Here is a 24,330-nt window from a genome sequence, read left to right on the forward strand (position 1 = left end):
ATGGTTCCTAAATCTGAAACGAGATTTATCAGGCTAAACCTTATCACAATAGTTGTAACCTTACTGCTTATTTTAGCTGGTGGTATAGTACGCAGCACTGGCTCTGGTATGGGCTGTCCCGACTGGCCGAAATGTTTTGACCAGTATGTCCCACCCACTTCTGCATCACAGCTTCCGCACGATTATAAAGAGAAATATGTAGCAGAGCGCGTTGCTAAAAATGAACGCTTTGCGAAGACGCTGGATAAGATGGGAAAAGGACACCTGGCCGACAGCATCAGACATGATGAATCTATTCTGATGCCGGAAACGTTTAATGCGGCGAAAACCTGGACAGAGTATATTAACAGGTTGATGGGTGCAACAACAGGTTTGCTGTTATTGGGGCTTGTAGTGTATTCATTTACTTACAGGAGCAGGGCCAGAAGGATCATTGTGCTCAGTCTGCTGAATCTGGTAGTTGTTGGTTTTCAGGCCTGGCTGGGTTCTATTGTAGTATCTACCAATCTGATGCCATGGATTGTAACTGTACATATGCTGCTTGCCCTGGTTATTTTAGGGATATTGGTTTATACCTATAATTATGCACGGGAGCTGGACAGGCAGGCCATCATGATTATGGGCAAGCTGGTTTGGCTTAAAGCGCTGATTTTTGGGGCCATAGTGTTAAGTGTGGTCCAGATTGTATTGGGTACAGAGGTTAGGGAAGCCATAGATGCAATAGCCAAACAGCTGATGTATAACAACAGGGCCAGCTGGGTTGCTAAAGTGGGGGATGTATTTTCTTACCACCGTGACCTGGCTATGCTGGTACTGATCTTGAATATTATTGTTTATAAAATAGTAAAAGATAAGTTTAGCGGTAAGGCTACGGCATTGCGGGTTGGTGGGGCTGTTGGGATAGTTTTGATCATTCAGATTGTAACCGGACTATTATTGTCTAACTTTGCGCTGCCGCCTTACGCACAGGCGATGCATATTTTATTTTCGACACTTTTATTTAGCTTACAATATTATTTGTATTTGTTGGTTTACAGAACAAATACCTATAACCAACAGGATTAATTATATATAAATTGAAACATTTTTTTTCAGATTTCTCTAAACTCATCAAATTCAGGCTCACCTTTCTGGTGGTGTTCTCTGCATCAATTACTTTTTTAATTGGTCAGAAGGCGCAGATCTATAGGGGGGAACTGGATGGGATTAACTGGATGAACTGGCTGATATTGGTTGCAGGAGGGTTTTTAGTGACGGGGGCAGCGAACTGTTTTAATGAGATCATAGAAAAGGATCTGGATAAATTGATGACCCGGACTAAAGACAGGCCTATGCCTGCAGGTCGTATGACTACCGGACAAGGCCTGGTACTGGGTTTAATTATGGGTATGCTGGGCACCTGGCTTTTGGGTAAACTTAATCTGGAGACAGGGATCTTGTCTGTATTCTCTATCCTGTTATATGCTTTTGCTTACACGCCTTTAAAGCGTAAATCGCCGGTAGCTGTATTTGTTGGCGCTATACCAGGCGCATTGCCGCCTTTACTTGGCTATCTGGCCTCATTTGGCAATGCCACACATTTTGTACCGATGGACTATACGATAGCAGGCATTTTGTTTCTGGTGCAGTTTGTATGGCAATTCCCACATTTCTGGGCAATTGCATGGGTGCTTGATGACGACTATAGCAAGGCCGGTTTCCGGCTTTTGCCAACTACCAAAAGGGATAAGACAAGTGCTTTTATTACTTTTTTAAGTACGTTGATATTGATTCCGGTAAGTTTGCTGCCAACGTTTTATGGCTTTGGTGGCTATTATATCGGAGGGGTTTCATTGATGGCAAGCCTTGTTTTTGCATGGCTTGGTTTTAAATTGTGGGTAAAACTGGATCTGGCGAGTGCAAGGAAGGTGATGTTTTGTTCCTTTTTTTACCTGCCCCTGGTACAGTTGGTTTTATTATTTGATTTTTTAGCTAAATAGATTTAAATGGTACATACACTGAAAGAGCAAGATTTAAAGATGGGAACGGAATTTAATGCAAAGCCAAAAAAATTCGTTCTTTGGTTATTTGTTGTCTCGTCGACCATTATGTTTGGTGGATGGACGAGTTATTATATCGTGTTCTCTGCCTCGAAGGGCAAAGGGCATGGATTGGTATTGCCCGATGTTTTTATATACAGTACTGCGGTATTGGTGGCCAGCAGCATCTGTCTTTTTTTAGCCTCTAGGGCCTTAAAAGTAGGGAATACGGGTAGTCAGAAGTTATTTTTATGGGCAACAATGGCTTTAGGCTGTGTGTTTGCCTATCTGCAGTTTGATGCCTGGAGCGTCTTGTTCCATACCGGTGCAGCCATGGTGAACAACAATGCGGCCATTTCTATGATCTATATTGTGTCTGGCTTTCACCTGTTGCACATTTTTGCGGGTTTATGTATTGTATTGAATGCCCTGATCGGGGCTTATAAAGAGATGTCTTTAGAGCAGCGCAAGTACCGGATGGAAATCGCTTCTATATTTTGGCATTTTATAGATATATTATGGATATATCTGTATGTTTTTTTACTTTTGAACAGTTAGAATTTTTAACAAACTATTACTATTTACAAAATGAGTTCATTATCACAATTAGATCAGGTAAAAACCACTCCATGGAGCGGAGGCCGCTCGCCGTGGTCTGTAGAGTACGGCAAAATAATGATGTGGTTTTTTCTGGTTTCTGATGCATTCACATTTTCGTCATTACTGATCTATTACGGAGCGCAGCGCTTTAGTAAGTTTACCTGGCCAGATCCGGATCTGGTTTTTCAATCCATTCCGGGTATAACCGACAGTGGTGCACCACTTGTATTCGTGGGTCTGATGACTTTCATCCTGATCATGAGCTCTGTAACAATGGTACTGGCAGTTGAGGCCGGGCACAGACGTTCTAAAAAAGAAGTGATCTGGTGGATGGTGGCAACCATTATAGGTGGTTTAATGTTCCTTGGCTGTCAGGCTGCTGAATGGACGCATTTATTCCACGAAGGTTTTGGATGGGGTAAAATTCCTCCTATGGAGACTTTGCACCACCTGTTTACCGGTGAAGTATCTACGGTATCTGCACTGCAGTTCTCAAACCTGTTTTTCACAATAACCGGATTTCACGGATTTCACGTATTTAGTGGGGTGATCATTAACATCATCATTTTATGTATGACCATTAATGGTTCATTTGAAAAACGCGGTCACTACCTGATGGTTGAAAAAGTTGGTTTATACTGGCACTTTGTAGACCTTGTTTGGGTATTTGTGTTCACCTTCTTCTATTTAGTTTAATTTTTCTCAATCAAGATATTATGTCAGAATTACATAACGAACACGCACATAACGAACATGCACACGGGGAGCATGCAGGTTTAGACAAAAAGAAAATTTGGCAGGTATTTGGAATTCTGCTGGCCATTACTGTAATTGAGTTTATCATTGCCTTATGGGCAATTCCAGGCGGACATATGCCTCAGCATATCGGTAATTATGTTTATATCGCTTTAACTTTATTAAAGGCCTTTTATATAGTTGCTTATTTTATGCACCTTAAATACGAGAAGGTTGGGCTTCAGGTTTCACTGACTGTCGTTTTTATTTTTATCTTTTACTTTATTGTATTGATGCTAATTGAAGGCGGATACTTACACCTGCATATGCCCTTGGTTTAATGAAGGCAGCTTCCATAAAGAAAATTTTAATCCTGGTCACCATATTAGCGGTACCAGGATTTTTATATAATTTACTAGTGGAAAAGGGTAAGAACCGTTATAAGCCACTGCCTTTTTTTGGGCCTAAAGAAGTGGCTTCAACATTCCACTCTGTACGGGGGAAACAGGTGCCGGATACCGTTTATCACCAGGTGGGTGATTTTAAACTGCTGAACCAAAATGCGGACACCATAACGGTAAAGCAATACGATGGCAAAATAGTTGTGCTAAACCTTTTTTACACCCAAGGCGATACCTATAGTGTTAATGTAGCAAACAAAGCCATGAAAGCTTTTGAAACAACTTACCATAAAAATAAAGTTGTGAATTTTGTAGGCTTAAGCATTGATCCGAAAAACGATACGCCTGAGGTTCTGAACAAATACGCTACTGTACTTGCTGCAAAACCCGGAAAATGGGATTTACTTACCGGAGACAGCACAACCATATATAACCTGATCAACAAGGGCTTATTTATAGATGCCCATAAGGAAGTTGTAAACGGCCTGCCGAAATTTGTATACAGCAATATGTTTGTTTTGCTGGATTATCAGCACCGGATCAGGGGGTATTATGAAGCCAGCAGCCAGGAAGCCCTGGCCAAACTGGATGATGAGATCAAGGTATTGATTACCGAAGAATTAAGAAACAATGAGGACGGAAGATAGTGTGTATTAAATATGACAGCAAATAACAATTCAGTTGAACAGAAATATAATAAATGGATCATTTTGTTATCTATTGTTATCCCGGTAGCCGTAGCGGTATTGTTCTATGTTAAAATCCCCAATGCAAGCCCTTTGCCCTTTTTGCCCCCAATTTATGCGACCATAAATGGCATTACCGCGGTATTGCTGGTGATGGCCGTAATGGCGGTTAAGAAGGGAAAACGGAAACTGCATGAGAACTTAATGAAGCTTGCCATTGGCTGTTCGTTATTGTTCCTGGTCATGTATATCGCTTATCACATGACCACCCCATCTACAAAGTTTGGCGGAGAAGGTACCATCAAATATGTTTATTATTTTGTTCTACTGACACACATACTTTTATCTATTGTCATCATACCCCTGGTGCTGATCACTTATGTAAGGGCTTTGGCCGAACGTTTTGATAAGCATAAAAAAATTGCAAAGATCACTTTTCCACTCTGGTTGTATGTTGCAGTTACTGGTGTTGTAGTATACCTGATGATCTCTCCTTATTATAATTTTTAGGCCTGGCTGTTTTTTAATACACATTGAAATGGTTTTTAGCTGGCACATGCCGGCTTTTTTCAAAATATTACTAAATTGCGTTTATAAGGGGGATTGTCTGTTGATTTCTTCCGCTATCGTATTAACGAAATAATAAGACTCATGGCTGCCCGCGGTGTAATTTATGATTTAGCAGGCGAGCAACAATTGTTGCAACAGATTGCCATGGGTAACGAAACTGCTTTTAAACTGATTTTTGAAACTTACCGGTCCCGCGTCTTTACATTTGTAGTCAATTTTATCCATTCTACAGCAGATGCGGAAGAGATTGTTCAGGATACCTTTCTTAGCCTCTGGCAAAATAGAGACAGCCTGGTAAAAGTAGAGCATCCCAGAAATTACATTTATACGGTAGTTCGCAATAAAACTTTACGTTACCTGAGTAACGTTGCCCGCGACGAAAAAATGTTAAAAGTTGTTTGGGCAAATATGCAGGTAGAGGTTAACCCTACCGAAGAGGCCCTGTTAATGAGAGAAAGCAGGGCGCTGATAGACAAGGCGCTTTCTACACTGCCTGCGCAAAAACAACAAGTATTCAGGATGTGCCGGGAAGAGGGGATGAGCCACGAGGACATTGCGCTTGAAATGGGCCTGTCCAAAAGCAGGATAAAAAATATCATGGTAGAAGTATTGCGGTATATAAAAATATTTCTCAATCAAAATTCAGCGATTCCAGCCATCATTCTGGCCTTTTATCTTTTTTTTATAAAATAATTCAATTCCAGGCGGTCCTTTAAGCCCTTCTATGTAACTATACTATATAACCCACACCAATAGCGGGTTATATATTCTTGATGAACAGAACAAAAGAGCAGTTTGAAAAGCTGTTAAATAAATACATTGATAAATCCTGCAGCCTTGAAGAACTTAAGGAGCTGTTTTCCTATATGGAGCTTCCGGAATACGAAGAACGTCTGAAAATCATCATGGATGAAAACTATACAAGCCTGGTGCCGGGAACTGCTGCTGAGCAGGTAGACTGGGAGGAGATGTTTGCTACGATTACAGGTACTTCGACACCTAAAAAAGTAAGACCATTATGGGCAGTAATGATTCCGGTGGCCGCCGCTGTTTTGCTCATTTTGTCTGTCGGCATTTTGATATGGGGCAACCAGGGACAAGTTAAAGATAGCAGTGGGGCCCCTGCGGCAAAGCTAAAAAAGGATATTGCCCCTGGTGGAAACAGAGCTGTTTTAAAACTGGCTGATGGAACAGAAATTGTATTGGACGGGCATGCAACAGGTGTGCTGGCCAATGAGGGTAAAACTAAGATCAGTAAAACAAAAGATGGAATGCTGCTGTACGATGCAAGTGGAACGGATGGTACTGAAAGTTCAGTTAATATCAATACCTTAAGTACGCCAAGTGGCGGACAGTATATGCTGATTTTGCCAGACCGTACCAGAGTTTGGTTAAATGCGGAGTCTGCCATATCCTATCCCTCGGTTTTTTCTGGTACTGAAAGAACGGTTACTTTAACCGGAGAAGCATATTTTGAAGTTACTAAGGATAAGCAGCATCCCTTTAAAGTTAAGACAGGAGCTGCAGAAATAAAGGTCTTAGGTACGCATTTTAATATCATGTCTTACGCTGATGAAGGACAGACCCAGATTTCTTTGGCTGAAGGATCTGTTCGTGTAGAGCTGGGTAAGGCTGCCCAGATTTTGTTTCCTGGCCAGCAGGCGTTGATTAAACCGGGGACTACACATATTGCTTTAAAGCAGGTTGACATTGATGAGGTGACCGACTGGAAGAATGGTTTGTTCCAGTTTGACAATACTCCTATTGAACAGGTGATGCGGCAGATTAAAAGGTGGTACAATGTGGATATCGTATACGAGGGCATTAAGCCTGATCTGTATATAACCGGAATGGTTTCAAGAAGTAATAATGTCTCGAAGATCCTGGAGCTGATAGCTGAAACCGGAGGAGTGAATTTCGAGATAGGCGATTAACAGATTATTGTTAAAACTAACAAAAGGAGGTAACGATGAGGAGATAAGTACTTAATCCCAACATTTACAGGTTAACCAAAAATAACCTTTCCGGATTGCGCTCCGGAAAGGCCTGAAATCCTGCTTGGCGGCAGGTTATAGGGTTACCCTTATTTAATCGTGTCAATCAACTAAACACCTTAACCCTACATTTCAAATATATGAATGATTATTCACATTCAATAACGGGCTTTATTGCTCATTTCTTTTCTGGTTTTGACCGAAAAAGAACAGTCATTGGAATAAAAAAACTGATCCTGATGATGAAATTAACTGCTATTGTTATTCTGGCCCTGACCTTCCAGGCAACAGCCTCCAGCTTTGCCCAGAAAGTCAGTATCTCAAAACGTGGGGCCAGTTTAAAAGAACTATTTAAAGAAATACGCCGGCAAACCGGTTACGATTTCATTTATAACAATGAAGTCATTGAACGCGCAGGAACCGTGAGCGTTCAGGTAAAAGAAAAAGACGTTTCTGAAGTGCTGATAAATGTATTCAGTTTAAAACGCCTTTCTTTTGCTATTGAAGACAAAAATATTATCGTAAAAGTAAGAGATGCAGCTCCCGAAAGGATCATTAACGGTAAAATTGTGGCTGAAGAAGATGGCTTGCCATTGCCAGGCGTATCCATTAAAGTTAAAGGCTCCACAAAATCGACTTCAACCAATTCGAACGGGGAATTTTCCATAAGTGTAAATGAAGGAGATGTGCTGTTGGTATCAATGATTGGTTACGTTATGCAGGAAATCAGTACCAATGGGAAAAACAATGTTAATGTACGTTTACGGCAGGATACCAAAGCCTTATCTGAAGTGGTGGTTACGGGTTTTCAGAACATCAATAAAAAACTATTTACGGGATCGGCTACAACCATCACCGGTACAGATGTAAAGCAGGATGGTGTGATAGACATTAGCCGGATGCTGGAAGGTAAAGTTGCCGGTGTTTCGGTACAAAACGTATCGGGAACTTTTGGTACGGCACCAAAAATCCGTGTACGTGGAGCAACTTCTATATCAGGAGAAAATAAACCATTGTGGGTTATTGACGGGGTAGTACTGGAGGATGTGGTGAACATTTCCAATGACCAGCTATCCAGTGGGGATGCGACTACGTTATTGGGCTCATCAGTAGCAGGGATCAATGCGGACGACATAGAAAGCTTTAATATTTTGAAAGATGCATCTGCTACAGCTTTGTATGGTGCCAGGGCTATGAATGGCGTAGTGGTAATTACGACTAAAAAAGGTCGTTCAGGAAATACACAGGTTAGTTACAGCGGTAACTTTTCTTCTTTTTTGAAGCCGAGCTATAATTCCTTCAACATCATGAACTCTGCTGATCAGATGTCGCTTTATGCAGAGATTTACCGTAAAGGCGGGTTCTCTCCCAATATAGTGAATGATATGAATGGTGGTGTATTTGCTAAAATGTACCAGAAAATTAACGCCTATGATGCCAGTTTGGGTAAATTCGGTGTTGAAAACACACCCGAAGGTCGCTCAGCCTATTTAAAAAGATACGCCTTAGCCAATACAGACTGGTTTGATGTGCTTTTTAAAAACTCATTTGTTCAGGAACATTCAGTGAGCATTTCATCCGGATCAGAAAAATCTCAGCATTATTTTTCTGTAGGTTATTACGACGACAAAGGCTGGACCCTTGCCGATCAGGCCAAACGTTATACTATGAATTTAAGAGGTAACTACACACTTTCTCCTAAATTGAGCGTAGGGATATTGGGAACAGGAGCTTTAAGGAAACAGCGGGCTCCTGGAACACTTGGCCGTACCAGTAATGTGGTAGAAGGAAAATATACCAGAGATTTTGATATCAATCCTTTTAGCTATGCCTTAAATACCAGCAGAACATTAACACCTTACGATGAGCAGGGTAATTTGGAATATTTTACCCGCAACTATGCGCCTTTCAACATTATTCAGGAATTGGACAACAACTATATTGACCTGGATATGATGGATATGAAATTGCAGGGCGAACTAAATTACAAATTCATTAAGAACTTCGAATTTAAGTCGGTTGCTGCGCTGCGTTATGTTAAAACCACACGCGAACATAAAATAACCGAATATTCAAATATGGCAAATGCCTATAGGTTTATGCCCAATTCAACTATTGCAAACAACAATATATTTTTATATGACGACCCGGATCAGCCACAGCTGATCGACAAAGAAAGTGTTTTGCCGCAGGGTGGTTTTTACAACAGGAATGACGATAACCTGATGAGTTATGACATCAGGAACCAGGTTGACTGGAAGCAAAAATTTGGCAAGCACGATGTTGGTGCGTTTATCGGACAACAAACCAAATTTGCTGATCGTCAGAATAGTTTCAGCAATGGATATGGGTATCAATATGACAAGGGAGGTGTACCATTTACGGATTACCGGATCATTAAGATGTTGTTGGAAGGGAACTACAACTATTATGGGATGAATAGGTTCTACGATCGGTATGCTGCGTTTTTCCTAAATGCCAATTATGCTTACGACTCCAAATATATATTTAACGGAACAGTAAGATATGATGGCAGTAACCGCATGGGCGAATCTGCTACAGCCAGATGGCTGCCTACCTGGACATTAAGTGCAGCGTGGAATGTTGATCAGGAAGATTTTATAAAGCAAATAGAACAGGTCAGTTATTTAAAATTGCGTGGTGGCTATGGCTTAACTGCCAGTCTGGGGGATGCAACCAATTCTTCCGTGGTGCTTAAAAACAGTACGACCCTTCGTCCAAGATTATCGGAAGTTGAACCCCGGATTGTGTTAGATGCTTTAGAAAACTCACAGCTTACCTGGGAAAAACAATATGAAGCCAATGTTGGTCTTGATGTAGGTTTGTTCCAAAGCCGTTTAAACTTTAGTGTTGATTATTATAACCGTAAAGGTTTTGATCTGATTGGCGATGTGATCACTTCCGGAATTGGTGGTGAGGCAACCAAAACAGCCAACTTTGCGGATATGAAATCTCATGGTATAGAATTTACATTGGGCGGATCGCCTGTTAAGACTACGGATTTCAGCTGGTCGTCAAATTTAACTTTTGGATATAATAAAAATAAGATCACCAGCTTAAAAAGTAAGCCAAGGATTTACGATTTAATTATCTCAGAAGGTGGAGCACTGGAAGGAGGACCGGTAAGAGGCTTGTACTCTATTGATTTTAAAGGCTTAAATGGTCTGGGTGTACCTACATTTATTAATGAAAATGGTACGTTGAGCACAAATGTATATGTTCAAAGTACCACTCCTCTATATTTAAAATATGAAGGACCTGTAGACCCGTTGTACACGGGTGGTTGGACCAATACTTTCAGGTATAGAGATTTTACCTTCAACTTTTTTGTTTCCTATCAGGCAGGTAATAAAATAAGGTTAAACAATGTATTCTCTGCCCGATATGATGATAGTGATGCCTTGCCAAGGGAGTTTTTAGACCGATGGACCTTGCCACTGGATGAGAATGTGACCAATGTTCCTTCCATTGCGGATTATCTGGTTAGAAAAGATATCAACGGAACCTATCCTTATACTGCTTATAATTACTCTACTGACCGTGTTGCAGATGGTTCTTTTGTCCGCCTTAAACAGGTGTCTATGATGTATAGCTTACCAAAAAAATACAGTGATGCCATTGGTGTAGGGTCTATGTCGTTAAAACTGCAGGGAAATAATATCTGGTTGCTGTATGCCGATAAAAAGCTAAAAGGCCAGGATCCTGAGTTTTTTGGATCCGGTGGTGTGGCACTGCCTATACCGAAGCAATTGACTTTATCATTAAAAGTTGGTTTCTAATCATTAACCCATCATATTAAATAGAATTAGAGATGAAAAAATATACGATATACTTCTTCCTTTTCATGGCCATTGCCGGTGTTGGATGTAATAAATATCTTGATCATGCTCCTGATGATCGTACCAAATTAAATACGCCCACTAAAGTTGCTGAGCTATTGGTTACTGCTTATCCACGAGGTAATGCTGTTTTATTGTCCGAATCTATGTCCGATATTCCGGCATTTGTGAGTGCCCTTGGAATAGACTTCCCGGTAAACCAGAATGGCTATTACTGGAAGGATGTAGAGGCTGTTGATCAGGATAGCCCAACATATTACTGGAACGCTTGTTACACTGCAATTGCAACGGCCAATCAGGCCTTGGATGCAATTGAAAAAGCCTCGGATCCCCAGCAATATGCTGCGCAAAAAGGTGAGGCCCTGGTTGCAAGGGCGTATGCACATTTTATGCTGGTAACGTTTTTCTCGAAATGTTATGACCCTGCAACAGCAGAAACCGATCCCGGTATTCCTTACGTCACCACGCCGGAATCGGTTGTTTTTAAAAGCTACGAGCGTAAAACAGTGGCTTATACTTATCAGCAAATTGAAAAGGATCTGTTGGAGGGTATTCCACTGATACAGGATAAATACACGGTTCCTGCTTACCATTTTACCCGTAAGGCCGCCTATGCTTTTGCCTGCCGGTATTATCTGTTTAAAAAAAATATGGACAAAGTGATTGAGTATGCCAACCTTACCTTTCCGGCAAATAATTTTGCAGATAATGTAAGGCCATGGAAATCTTATGCTGCCTACAATGTCCAGGAATTGGAAACGGCTTATATGAATGCTGGTAATCCTGGCAACCTCTTGATCGGGGAAACTGTCTCGCGTTTGGCCAGAAACTATAAAAGGCCGATATATTCGATCAGCCAGAACCGTTTAAGGATCATATTGGCACCTGTAGGGGTAACATTTACTGCATTACCTATTTATTCCAACAGCTCAACCTATTATTACCTGATCAAATTTGCTGAACATTTTGTGCGTACCAGCATCAATGCTTCCAGTGGCACCGGCTATACTATGGTACCTTTGTTAACCACCGAAGAGGTTTTGTTAAACCGTGCTGAGGCTTATATTGTACAGGGTAAATATACAGAGGCGCTGGCGGATATGAATACAATGATCAGTACCCGCGTAACTGCCTATAGCCCGTCTGCAAATGACTTAACCGAAGCAAAAATAAAAAGCTATTATGCCAATGTAACCACTGATACCAAGCAGGCCTATATCAATGCGCTACTGGATATTAAAAAAGCTGAATTTGTACATGAAGGGATGCGCTGGCTGGATATTTTAAGACATAAATTACCGGTAGTTCACCGTGATGCCGCTGGTAACGAATTTAATTTAGCTGCCGAGGATAAACGGAAAGTATTGCAGATCCCTTCACAGGTTACTTTATCAGGTGTTGAACAAAATCCACGTTAACGAATAAATCAAATAACATGAAAAACTTTATATATACACTGGGTATTTTTTCTCTTCTGGGCTTAACGATAAGCTGTAAAAAGAGTGAGAACCTGGATAAGGAAATTGTTGGCCTTGGGGGCGACACCTGGGTGCAGGGAGCACTTGATCAATGGTTGTATACTAACTTTACGCAGCCTTTTAACATGTCTGTTAAATACAGATGGGATGGTACGGAATATGATCCTGCAAAGACGCTAACACCACCAAAAGTTGAAAGGGTTCAACCCTTAATGGAAATGGTAAAAGCAGTCTGGATTGATCCATATGTATCGGAAAGTAATATGGATTTCATCAGAAAATACGGCCCAAAAAACTATGTGCTGGTAGGGAGTTTACAATATAATGTAGGTGGTACAGTAACTTTAGGGGAAGCAGAAGGAGGGGTAAAAGTAACCCTGTTTAATGTCAATAACTTCTCAAAAACCAACAGGGAGGTTTCTCAGCGGGTACTTAAAACCATCCATCATGAGTTTACGCATATTTTAAACCAAACCATTAGCTATCAGAAAGAATTTCCGCAGGTTACACCTGCAGGTTATACTGCCGACTGGAACAATACTACGCTGGTAAATGCCAATAATGCGGGATACATTACCCAGTATTCCCAGGCTTCACCAAATGAAGATTTTGCAGAAATGACATCAGTTATGCTGACAGAAGGAAAATCCTCTTACGATGCAATTGTAAACAGTATTGTAGTCCCTAAGCTCGATTCTATTCCCGATCCGGCCAATCCACCCTTCATCATTGTCAGGGAATTACCAAATACGGCTGCCCAGGCGGCCCTCAGGAAAAAAGAGCAATTTGTAGTTTCTTATTTCAAAAGCAGTTACGGAATTGAATTCGCCCGTTTGCAAAACAAAGTAAACTATGCTTTGGCAGCAAATGCACCTTCTGATTTAGCTACATTATTCGGTAACCGCAAAAAGTATACTTCAATTTCTGTCGATCCTGACAATGTTCCTGGCATGTCGGCAAATTTTATGTCTACCTGGGCAACAACTAAAACAGGTCTTGCAGCGGTTGGTGGTCAAGGCAGGGTATTAAATAATTTTGTGCTGTTTTTTTATCCCAGAGCTGGTGAACTGGTGTTGCGTATCAACTATGCCAATTCAACCGGTGTACTGGCCGCAAACTTTGTGTATAAGGTAGCTTATAACGCAAACAATCAGTTAACCCTGACTTATTTAAGGCGGGATGGAAATGCTGAGGTGATTGCACCGGGAGTGGTTGCATTAACCAATTACCTTACTTCAGGTAGTTTCGCGGTCAGCTGGCGTTATGATGCCAATTTCCTTGAATTCGGACAGTGGACAAAAGTTTCAGATCCTACTTCATCGTTTTTCGGGAATTTAGGTGTAATAAAATATTAGTCGTACATAACTAAAGCTAATGAAGATGAAAAAAATTTTAACATATATATTCCTGTTAACCGCTCTGATGTACGGTTGTAAAAAGGATAACGATCCGATTTTAGAGGATCCTGATACAAGACTTAGTGCCGAACTGGAAAAAGACCAGGCTTTATTGCTGTCTGCAAACGATGGCTGGCTGGCCACCATCTATCCCAAAGGGGGAAAGGGTTTTTCTTTCTATTTTAAATTTGCTGCAGATGGTAAGGTAACCATGCTGTCAGATTTTAACACCACTACCGCAGGAACCTCTGCCGAAAGTAGTTACAGACTTAAAGCCTTGCAACGGCCAACGTTGATTTTTGATGGCTATAACTATATTCATTTGCCGGCCGACCCAAATTCAGCAGTTAGTGGCGGTAGCAGCACGGCATTGGGCCTGACTTCTGATTTTGAGTTTGCATTTACCGGGCAGGCCGGGGATACAGTCAAATTTGAGGGGACATTTAATAAGAATTATATGTCTATGGTAAAATTGTCAAATGCCCAGGCACAGACGATTTTAGCTGGCGGATTAAAAAAGATGATCGATGATGCCAATGCAGCGGTAACAGGAAAGATCCTGTTCATCATGCTGGATAATAAGCAAATCCCTGTGTCACTTAGTGTTGCCGGCAAATCCGTTTCTATTGCCGGACAGACCAGTTCTGCCTTTGCTTTCGGTTTGAATGAACTGACGCTGAAAAACCCACTTAAATTTGGATCCTATAGCTTCGATAAAGTTTACTGGGAGCCTACAGACAAGTATTTTTACTTTTTAAACGGAAATGCAAAGGTTAAAATCGAGATTTCACCTGCACCGCTTCCATTGGAAACTACGCCTGCATTACATACCGTTTTGGGTACCCGCTGGACATCTATGCAAATAAATGTTGCCAATTTATCTGAGCTATCAGCCGACTTTCTGGCTAAATACAATGCAGCCAATACGTCCCTGGGTACTTTGCCTACCAATGGTGCACCAGGAGGAAGATATATAGAATACATCACCCTGTTGTTTAACCCTAATGGTACCGTCACGTTCCAGATCAGGTATAGAAATCCGGCGTCTCCATCCAGTTTCTTTAATGCAGATTTTATTTATAATATGGCGCTGGATGCGAACACAGGAATTGCGAAGTTTACCCTGGCAGCTACGCCAGCAGGGAATGCAAGTACCATCAGAACGTATGTTACTGCATTAACTGATTATTTTGCAGGTGCTAATTTTAAGATTGCTTACATCGCAGCAGGTGCTCCTTCGGGCGCAACTGTTGGCGGATTCTTAAATCAGAACAATCCCGCATCTTTCTTTTATGGGGTGTTGCAGCAATAACTGCTAATTAAAAATGGTAATAACGCGCTTAGCCAATAATAAAGCCCCGATTTGCATAGGGGCTTTATTATGAGAAAAAACTTATATATTCAGCCCATAGCTTTTTATGATTTAAATAGGTTTCAATGTCTTTAAATCGTTATTGTTAAAGATTGCAGACAGGCGAATAGATGCCTTGGTATTTACTTTTAAATAAGTGAGGAATTTATTACAAAATGAAAAAGAAACTTCTACTGGTTGTTATATATCTTGCTTTCGTCAGCCTTGGTTTACCTGATTCGCTATTAGGCCCAGCATGGCCGGCTATGTTTCGGGATTTACATGTTCCAATCCACTTTGCGGGCATCTTATTTATGATTATCGCTGGTGGTACTGTTATTTCCAGTTTGTTTAGTGGTCGTATTATAGACCATTTTGGGGTAGCTGCTGTTACTACTTTCAGTGTATTAATGACAGCGATAGCTTTATTGGGTTTTTCCCAATCTCAGCACTTTATATACTTGTGTTTACTTGCTATACCTCTTGGCCTTGGTGCCGGTTGTGTGGATGCCGCGCTTAATAATTATGTAGCACTGCACTATAAAGCAAAGCACATGAACTGGTTACATTGTTTTTGGGGTATTGGCGCAGCAATAGGTCCGATTATTATGTCAAAATATCTGGCGTTAGGCGGATCATGGTCAGAAGGTTATTTGAGCGTTGGCTGGATACAAATTGTACTTGTCGTAATATTGTTTATAAGTACACCACTTTGGATTAAAAACATTGAAGAAAACCCAACCAAAGAAGGAATAGTGAGTAAATTATCGTTTAAAAAATTAATCAGTATTCCCGGGCTTAAACAAGCTTTGATTGTCTTTTTTTGTTATTGCACTATTGAAGCAACTTTCGGGTTATGGGGAGCAAGTTATCTTGTTTTTATTCGAAACTTTGAGCCTGAAGAAGCGGCTAAATTGGTTTCTTTATATTATGCCGGAATTACCATAGGCCGTTTTGTTTCTGGCTTTATGACCGAAAGAATAAGCAACCGACAATTGGTTTATACCGGGCAAGCAATTATCGCTCTTGGCCTGATTATAATCTTTTTGCCTTTCAAGAATGCATTACTACCTGGCTTTTTTCTCGTTGGTTTAGGCTGTGCACCTATCTTTCCAGGCTTACTGCATGAAACGCCCCGTAATTTTGGCGAAAAATATTCGCAGTCGATTATGGGAATACAAATGGCAAGTGCTTATATCGGTATCATGTTGATGCCTCTGCTGTTTGGAGAATTGGCAGGCCATGTTGGCTATGGCTTTTTGCTGTGGTTTATCGTAATGGTTTTGATAATCATGTTTTATATGACTAACCGCCTAAATAAGACCGTACAAAACAAGGAAAACAGTATAATTGATCGATGAGGCCAAGGATAAAATATTTGATGCTTCCAAATCCATTAACGATATAGCCCAATGAGTTGGGTTTCAAATATCAGCAACACTTTACCAGGCTTTAAGCAAAAAAACAGGATGATACCAAATGAATACAGGAGTATGAATTAAGTATGTGCTATTGATTTTTCTGTGTTTTCTTCTTCATTTTGTAACAACCCGTCTAGTGCTTCAATTAAGCTGTATTTGTGTTTTTTAGTATTGGGCAAGTCAGAGATTTTGTTACAAAGTCCCGTAATTGGGTTACATCGGTCTTAATTTTCATTCAGACCTTTGTAGTACTAAAAAGTGTCAATATGCGTATTTTGAGGATTTTAATCGTTGTAACCAATATCAATATATATGAAAGCGGCAAATTACGAACAGGTTTGTGGCTGGGTGAACTTACGCACATTTACCACGAAGCAATAACCAATGGATACGAAGTAACCATCGCCAGCCCAAATGGTGGCAATGTACCGGTAGACCCTGAAAGCCTGAAACGTTTTACGCTTGATAAAATCTCCAGACGATATTGGGAAGATTCCTCATTTCGGAAATTGCTAAAAAACAGCAAAAGTTTAGCAAAAGTGTCGGGGCAACAATTCGATTGTGTGTACTTAGCAGGCGGACACGGAACCATGTATGACTTCCCGAACAACACTACTTTACAGAACATTATCAGAACGCATTACGAAACGGGCAAAATTGTTTCGGCAATCTGTCACGGGGTTGGCGGACTATTAAACGTCAAATTATCAAACGGAGAATATTTAATCAGAGATAGGACTATCACAGGTTTTAACTGGTTTGAGGAAAGTTTAGCCAAACGTAAAAAGGAAGTACCGTTTAGCCTTGAAGCCGAATTGAAAAAACGGACTTCAAACTATAAAAAAGCACTTATCCCGATGACCTCTAAAGTTATTGTGGACGGGAATATAATAACCGGACAAAATCCTTTTAGTTCAAAAGAGATGGCTAAAGTTATAATAGATGAATTGAAGAATAAAAGATAAACAATATGCAAACGATATTAGGTGCAAATGGACAGATTGGTGAAGAACTGGCACGGGAATTAAAAAGAAGCTATACTTCTGACATTAGGATTGTAAGCCGCAATGCTAAAAAAGTAAATGATACCGATACAGTTTTTTCGGCAGACCTTTCTATTAGGGAAAAAGCCATTGAAGCTGTAAAAGGTAGTGAAATCGCTTACTTCACTTTGGGGCTTCCGATAAGTTCTGAATTGTGGGAGCATCAATTTCCGTTAATTACCCAAAACGTGATCGATGCCTGTAAAATCCATGGTACAAAACTGGTATTTTTTGACAATACCTATATGTACCCGCAAGATGACCGTGTACTTACGGAACAAACGCCTTTCGCTCCTGTGGGCAGGAAAGGTAAAGTAAGAAAAGCAATGGCAGAAATGGTTTTAAGGGAAATGCAGACAGGCCGGCTGGAAGCCGTGATTTGCCGTGCACCGGAGTTTTACGGTCCCGGCAAAACACAGAGCATTACCAATACCTTACTTTTCAATAACATCAAAGAGGGGAAAAAATTGAAAGTACCGCTAAGCGATACCAAAAAAAGAAGTTTGATTTGGACACCCGATGCAAGCAGGGCAACGGCCTTAATTGGCAATACACCCGATGCCTTCGGACAAACCTGGCATCTGCCTGTGGATGAAAGCCATCCTACCTACAAAGAATTTATTGAATTGGCTGCCAATGTGTACAAGAAAGGACTGAAGCACGCTGTTATGCCGAAGTTCCTTTTTAAGATAGGCTCGCTTTTTAGTAAAAGGACAAAGGAACTGTTGGAGCTATTGCCAAGATACGAACACAATAATGTGTTTGACGACACAAAATTCAGAAGTCGTTTTCCTGATTTTGCGGTAAGTACGTACAGAGAAGGTATAGAACAGATTAGGGACGAACAGCTTTCATTACAAAAATAAATTGATAATTTAGTGATGTATAAATCTGAAAATCAACAAATGAAAGCCCCGGCAAAAGTTTCGTCGATAAGTGCATTGCATCAGTTTTTAGGATTAGCGAAACCGTCCAATCCTCTGATAAGCCTGTTTAATTTCGACGATGTAATATTGGAACCTGAAACGATTTTGAGTGCAATTACAACCGAATTTTATGTAGTTGCTTTAAAGAAAGATTGTGCGGGAGGAAAATGTAAATACGGACAGCAATATTATGATTTTGATGAAGGGATTATGTACTTTATTGCTCCGCATCAAGTGTTACAATTTGAAGATGTATTACTCAATGGTGTAAAAGGTTTTGTTTTGGTGATACACCCTGATTTTTTTCACGGCTATCCCTTGGCATCTGAAATCAGAAACTACGGCTATTTCTCGTATGTGAGCAATGAAGCTCTGCACCTCTCCGAGAAAGAAGAAAAATCCATAATGCACATTGTAGAAAATATCAGCAAGGAGATAGATGCCAATATGGATGCTTATACACAAGATCTGTTGGTGTCGAATATTGATTTGTTGCTGAAATATTGCGACCGTTTTTATAACCGTCAGTTTTTGACAAGGAAGAAAGCCAACAACGATTTGTTGACAAAACTGGAAGCCTTACTGGACGGGTATTTTAAAAACGATGTATTACCTGATAAAGGCATTCCTACAGTCAATTTCGTTGCAAGCAAATTAAATTTAAGCCCCAATTATCTTAGTGATATGCTAAGGGTGAATACAGGGCAGACAACACAACAACACATTCAGAACCGTGTCATCGAAAAAGCAAAAGAACTGTTATCAACTACTTCTTTGTCCGTGTCAGAAATAGCCTATCAGTTAGGTTTTGAACATTCACAATCTTTTCATCGCCTGTTCAAAAACAGGACTGCTGTTTCGCCCCTGGAGTTTAGACAATCCTTTAACTGATTGAAAGGATACAACAGTAAACGGGTTCCTTCATATTGTTTACTGTTACAGCAAATATTCAAAATGAAAATCTGTTAAATTTAAGAATTCAAACGGATTAATCATTTAACTGTAAAACGCGATTTATTTTTGGTGTTTTTGATTAAGAGTTTAGGTTTAACAAGATAAAACACATCTAATAGAAAAGCCCGTGCAATTTCCTGCACAGGCTTTCATATCAATTGAAAAAATTATCGGTTTAAATGTGATGTTGCAGGGCGGCTTCCCAACCAATGATTGCATGCTTACGAACTGACCCCCAATGATACTGACCAATTTCGCCAGTAGATTTAATCACCCGATGGCAAGGAATAAGGAATGCGACAGGGTTGTTTCCAACAGCGGTTCCTACTGCCCTTGATGCACCATCGTGACCTGTATTAGCAGCCAGATCACCATACGTTGTAAATCCGCCAGTCGGTACTTTAAGTAAAGTTTCCCATACCTTAATCTGGAAGTCTGTTCCTTTCAGGTGCAGCTTTATTTCATCCAGCCTGCTCCAGTCCTGTGTGAAGACAAATAAAGCATTCTGCTGCATCCTGTCAACCATTTGGACATACTTTGCGTTCGGGAAATTAGCTTTAAGCGCATCCAGTGCCATCTCACGTCCATTATCAACAAACATCATGTGGCACACGCCTTTTGCAGTAGCAGCTACAAGCATTTCACCAAAAGGACTATCGGCAAATGAGAAATTGATTGTTAATGCTTCCCCGCCATTTTTAAATTCTCCGGGCGACATCCCCTCCACTTTGATAAAAAGGTCATGCAGTCTGCTTGTACTGGATAGACCAGCTTCATATGCTGCATCAAACAAACTCATTCTTGTCGTTTTCAGCATATTTTTTACGTGTTCCGTAGTAAGGTATTGTAAGAACTGTTTGGGTGTTACACTTGCCCAATTCTGAAACATTCTTTGAAAGTGAAACGGGCTAAGGTGTACATGCTCTGCCACATCTTCCAGTTTGGGTTGCGACCGCTTTAATTGTCCTGAAAGTGATGTTTATCCGGGGCTTAGTAATGGAAATCCACCTGCACCATACCCAAGAATTAATGCGGTAGCTTTCTCTTGCCCGTTCTGCTTACATTGGTTAATAAACTCTTTATGTATTTCAGGATAACGGGTCTTTATTTTCAACACCTCAAACCATTTATTGGCAACAGGGGCGAGATAAGTATAAAAATTCTCTCTTAATTCCGTCAGAATGTTAGGCAGCGGATAATTGAAATATTTGTACACACCTTTGCCAAAACGATAACGTTCCATAACGACAGTTTTTCTGTACCGGTATTCTTCTTTAAATTCATGAAGCAGTTCTGCACATTCTTTATCGTTGATAAGGTCAGGGACAATTGCAAATCCTTTCCTGCTCAATTCATCAAGAATTACATCCCATTTTTTTGTCTTTAATCTTTGTTCTATGGTATTCATGACTACTATAATTAAAAATTGAAATTGTTTATTGATCTTCTGCTATATTGCGAATACTAAGGTTCTCAAATGAAGCATCGAAGCCTGATGACATTGGAGAGTCTGCCATTAAGCCTACCTGTGCAGACTTATAACCTGCTGGCATATTTAAAATACGGACCGTTTCGTATGCCCGTCCGTTGGTGGAACATTTTAAGCGAAGCACTCCGTTGTTACAGCTTACCTGTAACCATATCTTATTATCGTTGGAATGGAGCAGAGAAGTAGAATAATCTATATGGGTTGCATCACTGGCATAAACGGTATTGAGGCGCAGCACATTCGTTTCTTTGATTATGTACAGCTTTATCCAATTCGATTGCGATAACTTAATAAGCAAGCCAGCGTTCCCGTTTTTCCAGTCGTCTGTTAGCATTACTGTTGTCTGTGCCGTGAAATTGCCAGCTATATTCCGGTAGTAGGAATGAGAATATGGAAAGTCAAAATCAAATTCGTGACTATCTCCCCAAAGGTATTTTGCACTATTGGTACGCATGGTAACCGATTTTCCCTTGACTGTATAGGTTTCCGGTTTGTTTTCCCAATACATAGTAGTGTCCTGCCTAAAAGCAATGTTTGGTTGATTTTTCAAATTGAGCCCCGGGGCTTGTCCAAAGGAAAACTGCGCCAAAGAACATACTGCGGTAAAAGCTATAATGACCGCAAAGTGTCTAGAAAATATTGTGTACATAATGCTGTGTTTTTCTTGATTAATTCAATGGTACTATTGTAAAACAGTAGTTTAAATTTTTGAATGGCGGCATAAAAAAGGCCGGACTTTGCCCGACCTTTCTTTCACAAAAACTTTCCTTAGACAGTTTTCATCAAACCCAATTGAGTTAAAGCAGTAACACCATCATCAAGACCAATTTCTTCAACGATTTTTCCGTCTACCACTTTCAGTACCGTTGTTCCTGTGAAGTGCATTTTCCTTCCGGTTGCTTCGGGCAGTGAACCTGCAAGGAAATCGCCAAAGGCAATACCGGTATGGGTTCCGCCACCTTCCCATTGACCAACCACATAGTCTCCTTCAGCAATCAGGTCTGCAGTACCCCAAAAATTCAAGTCAGGGAATGCAGCACGGAAGTCCGTCATGAACGCCTTAATATCTTCACGACCGTTACGTGGCTCATGCAATGAATATTTTAACAGCATATCTGGTGCAGCAATTTCATCAACAATTGAAAGATCAACTGTTTCTCCCCAGAAGTGTGTAAACCAACGTACAACTACTTCTTTGTTCAGTTCTTCTTTTGATTTCTGATTTTCCATTTTTTTTAAAATTTTAGATTGTTTAAAAGTTTTTTACTCGTTTGATAATCTAAAATTAGCTTGCCTCTATGTCGTATGAAATCCGTTTCTTGCGGTTTTAAATCGACTTTTTTTAAAATAATAGCAAATTTCGGATTGTTTATTTCAGAGATAGACTATTGCTTTGGAGTATGGAGAATAAAAAGGTAGAAATCCCCGTATCGGGTTTGTTTAGTAAAGCGGAATGCCTATGGTTTTTAAGCCGTGATTTTGATGATTGCATGTACAGCGTTTTTGAAGACAGGGTTCGGCGGGGCTTTAGGCAGGGTAGCGGAATAATGATAGTGGACATTTACCCGATGTCAGATAAACTGATCTTAGAGTGGCTTAACATTTCCCCTTCGGCTGAAGATATAACGGCTGTAGTGCAGTTCGTTTCTGAATGGTTCGATTTGAATACCGACCTGATACCTTTTTATAAGACCATTGCAGCAGACAGACGGATCTCCTACATGGCAGAGGATTTTGCCGGATTAAGATTTATTGGAATGCCTGATTTCTTTGAGGCATTGGCATGGTGCATCATCGGTCAGCAAATCAATTTGTCCTTTGCCTACAAAGTAAAACGCAGGCTGGTAGAACGATATGGAACGTGTACCCAATTTGATGGCCAAAAATATTATTTGTTTCCTGGGCCCGAAATAATAGCGAAAGCAAGCATCAGCGACCTGCGGGAGCTTCAATTTTCCGAAAAGAAAGCCGAGTATATTATTGCCATAGCGGAAGCCTTTTTGAACGGTATGTTGAATAAAGAATTGCTACAACGGCTTCCAGATCTGGAAAGCCGGATAAAATTTCTGACCAATATAAGAGGCATTGGACAATGGACGGCTAATTACGCCTTGATGAAAAGCCTGAAAGAACCTGCCTGTATTCCTTACGGGGATGCCGGTCTTTTAAACGCATTACTCAATCACGGTATCATCAAATCAAAAGACAATAAGCCTGCAATAGCCAAATTCTTTAAGGCATTTGAGGGCTGGCAGTCGTATATTGTATTCTATCTGTGGCGAGCCCTATCTAAACCCAAAGAATGATATAGAATAAAAGCCGGAGCGACGCACTTTACTTCAGGCATTTTGCTGGCTTAATCTTGTTTGTTAGCTAAGCCCATCATGGAAGATGATACCAAGACTATGCCTGTTGCCCTCATGGAGCGGACTAACGCCATGTTTCATGTTCACCCGGTAATAACCTTTAGTGCCCTTCACCGGGCGGAAGTTCGTAGTGAAAATAACCATATCGCCACGATCAGGTTTTAATACATTTGCCTTAGATTGCGCACGGGGTATTTGTTCGGTTATCACAAATTCACCACCTGTATAATCCTGACCAGCCTGGTCAAGCATAAAAACCATTTGCATCGGGAAGAAAATCTCACCGTACAAATCCTGGTGCAGCGTATTAAAGCCACCCTTACCATATTTTAGGATTAGGACGGTAGGTTTTTCCTGCCCGTGTTCCCTGCAAAGTTCCTTCATCGCTTGATGGGTAGCGGGGAATTTTTTGTCGATGTTCAGTTCCTGCATCCACTGGTTGGCAACGGGCGCTATTTCGGCGTACACTTTTTCCCGCATGGTGGTAATCAGTTCGGGCAGTGGGTACTGAAAGTATTTGTACTCACCCAGACCAAAACGATAACGTTCCATACTGATTGTTTTACGGTAGGTGTCGTCTGCATCGTATTCCGCAATCAGCGCATCGCATTCCTCTTCATTCAACACATCCCGGACAATAACAAAACCCTTATCATGCAACTCCTTTGTAATTTCCTGCCAGTCCTTAACAGCTAACCGTGCTTCTATATTTCCCATAATCATGATTTTTAATGGTATAAAATTAGCTTTAAGGCATCGGGTAGGAAATCCGAAACTTGCGGTATTTATTACCTGTTCTCAATCCAATCTACCAACAGAGCTTGCGCCCTGAAAAAAAACATTGGCCGTTAAGCTTTACAAACTTGTCGTGGTAACGAATGGTGGCGACCATAAATTTTTGTCTGCCATCCTCGATGGTTAAATGATGGGCCATACAATAAGCGATACCTGTTGCAAGGTCGCCATTTAACGCTACCGAACTTTGTCCGTTAAAGTGCATGGTAGCGTTGATTTCAACTTTAATACCAAAGGCAATCTAAG

The 24,330-nt window shown here is 40.6% G+C and carries 24 protein-coding genes; 18 read left to right on the plus strand and 6 right to left on the minus strand.

The features are described 5' to 3' along the window. The 17 genes from PHEP_RS01480 (at window position 1) to PHEP_RS01560 (ending at window position 19,371) form a co-directional block, all read left to right on the plus strand. Window positions 1–1,065 carry a COX15/CtaA family protein gene (locus tag PHEP_RS01480; protein ID WP_012780474.1) on the plus strand — a complete coding sequence of 355 codons (1,065 nt, stop codon included), beginning with the start codon at window positions 1–3 and terminating at the stop codon, window positions 1,063–1,065. 11 nt (window positions 1,066–1,076) lie between these two features. Continuing rightward, the gene (gene cyoE, locus PHEP_RS01485; protein ID WP_012780475.1) at window positions 1,077–1,979 is read left to right on the plus strand and encodes a heme o synthase; all 903 of its coding nucleotides are present in this window, start codon (window positions 1,077–1,079) and stop codon (window positions 1,977–1,979) included. A 6-nt stretch (window positions 1,980–1,985) separates the two neighbouring features. Further along, window positions 1,986–2,576 carry a cytochrome c oxidase subunit 3 gene (locus PHEP_RS01490; protein WP_012780476.1) on the plus strand — a complete coding sequence of 197 codons (591 nt, stop codon included), beginning with the start codon at window positions 1,986–1,988 and terminating at the stop codon, window positions 2,574–2,576. A 30-nt stretch (window positions 2,577–2,606) separates the two neighbouring features. Further along, window positions 2,607–3,314 carry a cytochrome c oxidase subunit 3 gene (locus tag PHEP_RS01495; protein ID WP_012780477.1) on the plus strand — a complete coding sequence of 236 codons (708 nt, stop codon included), beginning with the start codon at window positions 2,607–2,609 and terminating at the stop codon, window positions 3,312–3,314. 20 nt (window positions 3,315–3,334) lie between these two features. Then, window positions 3,335–3,694, plus strand: coding sequence for a cytochrome C oxidase subunit IV family protein (locus PHEP_RS01500; protein ID WP_012780478.1), 360 nt, complete (start codon window positions 3,335–3,337; stop codon window positions 3,692–3,694). Between the two features lie 77 nt (window positions 3,695–3,771). After that, on the plus strand, window positions 3,772–4,401 hold the full coding sequence (locus PHEP_RS01505; protein ID WP_238326527.1) for an SCO family protein: 630 nt from the start codon (window positions 3,772–3,774) through the stop codon (window positions 4,399–4,401). A 12-nt stretch (window positions 4,402–4,413) separates the two neighbouring features. Then, window positions 4,414–4,950 (plus strand): DUF420 domain-containing protein, encoded by a 537-nt coding sequence (locus tag PHEP_RS01510; RefSeq protein WP_012780480.1) that lies wholly within the window; start codon window positions 4,414–4,416, stop codon window positions 4,948–4,950. A 141-nt stretch (window positions 4,951–5,091) separates the two neighbouring features. Further along, complete coding sequence (locus tag PHEP_RS01515; RefSeq protein ID WP_012780481.1) at window positions 5,092–5,703, plus strand: RNA polymerase sigma factor; 612 nt, start codon at window positions 5,092–5,094, stop codon at window positions 5,701–5,703. Between the two features lie 80 nt (window positions 5,704–5,783). Continuing rightward, window positions 5,784–6,944 carry a FecR family protein gene (locus PHEP_RS01520; RefSeq protein WP_012780482.1) on the plus strand — a complete coding sequence of 387 codons (1,161 nt, stop codon included), beginning with the start codon at window positions 5,784–5,786 and terminating at the stop codon, window positions 6,942–6,944. A gap of 299 nt (window positions 6,945–7,243) precedes the next feature. Continuing rightward, entirely contained in the window at window positions 7,244–10,804 is a 3,561-nt protein-coding gene (locus PHEP_RS01525; protein ID WP_036675386.1) for a SusC/RagA family TonB-linked outer membrane protein, read from the plus strand. A gap of 32 nt (window positions 10,805–10,836) precedes the next feature. Beyond that, window positions 10,837–12,282, plus strand: coding sequence for a RagB/SusD family nutrient uptake outer membrane protein (locus PHEP_RS01530; protein ID WP_012780484.1), 1,446 nt, complete (start codon window positions 10,837–10,839; stop codon window positions 12,280–12,282). A gap of 17 nt (window positions 12,283–12,299) precedes the next feature. Continuing rightward, window positions 12,300–13,697, plus strand: coding sequence for a putative zinc-binding metallopeptidase (locus PHEP_RS21400; protein ID WP_012780485.1), 1,398 nt, complete (start codon window positions 12,300–12,302; stop codon window positions 13,695–13,697). Between the two features lie 25 nt (window positions 13,698–13,722). Further along, window positions 13,723–15,051 (plus strand): DUF4302 domain-containing protein, encoded by a 1,329-nt coding sequence (locus PHEP_RS21405; RefSeq protein ID WP_049772198.1) that lies wholly within the window; start codon window positions 13,723–13,725, stop codon window positions 15,049–15,051. Window positions 15,052–15,266: 215 nt separating this feature from the next. Next, window positions 15,267–16,451 carry an MFS transporter gene (locus PHEP_RS01545; protein ID WP_012780487.1) on the plus strand — a complete coding sequence of 395 codons (1,185 nt, stop codon included), beginning with the start codon at window positions 15,267–15,269 and terminating at the stop codon, window positions 16,449–16,451. 326 nt (window positions 16,452–16,777) lie between these two features. Beyond that, window positions 16,778–17,476, plus strand: coding sequence for a type 1 glutamine amidotransferase domain-containing protein (locus PHEP_RS01550; protein ID WP_012780488.1), 699 nt, complete (start codon window positions 16,778–16,780; stop codon window positions 17,474–17,476). 5 nt (window positions 17,477–17,481) lie between these two features. Beyond that, window positions 17,482–18,420, plus strand: coding sequence for an NAD-dependent epimerase/dehydratase family protein (locus PHEP_RS01555; protein WP_012780489.1), 939 nt, complete (start codon window positions 17,482–17,484; stop codon window positions 18,418–18,420). Between the two features lie 15 nt (window positions 18,421–18,435). Then, window positions 18,436–19,371 (plus strand): helix-turn-helix domain-containing protein, encoded by a 936-nt coding sequence (locus PHEP_RS01560; RefSeq protein WP_012780490.1) that lies wholly within the window; start codon window positions 18,436–18,438, stop codon window positions 19,369–19,371. Between the two features lie 238 nt (window positions 19,372–19,609). Here the strand turns inward: PHEP_RS01560 and PHEP_RS01565 are convergent, their stop codons facing one another. The 4 genes from PHEP_RS01565 to PHEP_RS01580 form a co-directional block, all read right to left on the minus strand. Next, window positions 19,610–20,365: a methylated-DNA--[protein]-cysteine S-methyltransferase gene (locus PHEP_RS01565; RefSeq protein ID WP_012780491.1), complete on the minus strand. Its 756-nt coding sequence runs from the start codon at window positions 20,363–20,365 to the stop codon at window positions 19,610–19,612. A 48-nt stretch (window positions 20,366–20,413) separates the two neighbouring features. After that, window positions 20,414–20,842 (minus strand): 2OG-Fe(II) oxygenase, encoded by a 429-nt coding sequence (locus PHEP_RS01570; protein WP_012780492.1) that lies wholly within the window; start codon window positions 20,840–20,842, stop codon window positions 20,414–20,416. A 28-nt stretch (window positions 20,843–20,870) separates the two neighbouring features. Continuing rightward, window positions 20,871–21,572, minus strand: coding sequence for a DUF1349 domain-containing protein (locus PHEP_RS01575; RefSeq protein ID WP_012780493.1), 702 nt, complete (start codon window positions 21,570–21,572; stop codon window positions 20,871–20,873). Between the two features lie 119 nt (window positions 21,573–21,691). Further along, window positions 21,692–22,153 (minus strand): ester cyclase, encoded by a 462-nt coding sequence (locus PHEP_RS01580; RefSeq protein WP_012780494.1) that lies wholly within the window; start codon window positions 22,151–22,153, stop codon window positions 21,692–21,694. Between the two features lie 170 nt (window positions 22,154–22,323). Here PHEP_RS01580 and PHEP_RS01585 point away from each other — a divergent pair, with 170 nt between their 5' ends. After that, window positions 22,324–23,229 carry a DNA-3-methyladenine glycosylase family protein gene (locus tag PHEP_RS01585; protein ID WP_012780495.1) on the plus strand — a complete coding sequence of 302 codons (906 nt, stop codon included), beginning with the start codon at window positions 22,324–22,326 and terminating at the stop codon, window positions 23,227–23,229. A 63-nt stretch (window positions 23,230–23,292) separates the two neighbouring features. On the opposite strand, the gene PHEP_RS01590 is transcribed toward PHEP_RS01585, so the two are convergent. Both PHEP_RS01590 and PHEP_RS01595 read right to left on the minus strand, forming a co-directional pair. Further along, complete coding sequence (locus PHEP_RS01590; protein WP_036675395.1) at window positions 23,293–24,006, minus strand: 2OG-Fe(II) oxygenase; 714 nt, start codon at window positions 24,004–24,006, stop codon at window positions 23,293–23,295. A gap of 91 nt (window positions 24,007–24,097) precedes the next feature. Then, window positions 24,098–24,289 carry a nuclear transport factor 2 family protein gene (locus tag PHEP_RS01595; protein WP_012780497.1) on the minus strand — a complete coding sequence of 64 codons (192 nt, stop codon included), beginning with the start codon at window positions 24,287–24,289 and terminating at the stop codon, window positions 24,098–24,100. Between the last annotated feature and the right edge of the window lie 41 nt (window positions 24,290–24,330).

The organism is Pedobacter heparinus DSM 2366 (assembly GCF_000023825.1).
GTDB classification, from domain to species: Bacteria; Bacteroidota; Bacteroidia; order Sphingobacteriales; family Sphingobacteriaceae; genus Pedobacter; species Pedobacter heparinus.

Bases quoted from the DNA above. Each gene is read 5' to 3' on its own strand.
- PHEP_RS01480 (WP_012780474.1), top strand. From the start codon at position 1: ATGGTTCCTAAATCTGAAACGAGATTTATCAGGCTAAACCTTATCACA.
- PHEP_RS01490 (WP_012780476.1), top strand. From the start codon at position 1,986: ATGGTACATACACTGAAAGAGCAAGATTTAAAGATGGGAACGGAATTT.
- PHEP_RS01495 (WP_012780477.1), top strand. From the start codon at position 2,607: ATGAGTTCATTATCACAATTAGATCAGGTAAAAACCACTCCATGGAGC.
- PHEP_RS01500 (WP_012780478.1), top strand. From the start codon at position 3,335: ATGTCAGAATTACATAACGAACACGCACATAACGAACATGCACACGGG.
- PHEP_RS01510 (WP_012780480.1), top strand. From the start codon at position 4,414: ATGACAGCAAATAACAATTCAGTTGAACAGAAATATAATAAATGGATC.
- PHEP_RS01515 (WP_012780481.1), top strand. From the start codon at position 5,092: ATGGCTGCCCGCGGTGTAATTTATGATTTAGCAGGCGAGCAACAATTG.
- PHEP_RS01520 (WP_012780482.1), top strand. From the start codon at position 5,784: ATGAACAGAACAAAAGAGCAGTTTGAAAAGCTGTTAAATAAATACATT.
- PHEP_RS01525 (WP_036675386.1), top strand. From the start codon at position 7,244: ATGATGAAATTAACTGCTATTGTTATTCTGGCCCTGACCTTCCAGGCA.
- PHEP_RS01530 (WP_012780484.1), top strand. From the start codon at position 10,837: ATGAAAAAATATACGATATACTTCTTCCTTTTCATGGCCATTGCCGGT.
- PHEP_RS21400 (WP_012780485.1), top strand. From the start codon at position 12,300: ATGAAAAACTTTATATATACACTGGGTATTTTTTCTCTTCTGGGCTTA.
- PHEP_RS21405 (WP_049772198.1), top strand. From the start codon at position 13,723: ATGAAAAAAATTTTAACATATATATTCCTGTTAACCGCTCTGATGTAC.
- PHEP_RS01545 (WP_012780487.1), top strand. From the start codon at position 15,267: ATGAAAAAGAAACTTCTACTGGTTGTTATATATCTTGCTTTCGTCAGC.
- PHEP_RS01550 (WP_012780488.1), top strand. From the start codon at position 16,778: ATGCGTATTTTGAGGATTTTAATCGTTGTAACCAATATCAATATATAT.
- PHEP_RS01555 (WP_012780489.1), top strand. From the start codon at position 17,482: ATGCAAACGATATTAGGTGCAAATGGACAGATTGGTGAAGAACTGGCA.
- PHEP_RS01560 (WP_012780490.1), top strand. From the start codon at position 18,436: ATGTATAAATCTGAAAATCAACAAATGAAAGCCCCGGCAAAAGTTTCG.
- PHEP_RS01570 (WP_012780492.1), bottom strand. From the start codon at position 20,842: ATGAATACCATAGAACAAAGATTAAAGACAAAAAAATGGGATGTAATT.
- PHEP_RS01575 (WP_012780493.1), bottom strand. From the start codon at position 21,572: ATGTACACAATATTTTCTAGACACTTTGCGGTCATTATAGCTTTTACC.
- PHEP_RS01580 (WP_012780494.1), bottom strand. From the start codon at position 22,153: ATGGAAAATCAGAAATCAAAAGAAGAACTGAACAAAGAAGTAGTTGTA.
- PHEP_RS01585 (WP_012780495.1), top strand. From the start codon at position 22,324: ATGGAGAATAAAAAGGTAGAAATCCCCGTATCGGGTTTGTTTAGTAAA.
- PHEP_RS01590 (WP_036675395.1), bottom strand. From the start codon at position 24,006: ATGGGAAATATAGAAGCACGGTTAGCTGTTAAGGACTGGCAGGAAATT.
- PHEP_RS01595 (WP_012780497.1), bottom strand. From the start codon at position 24,289: ATGCACTTTAACGGACAAAGTTCGGTAGCGTTAAATGGCGACCTTGCA.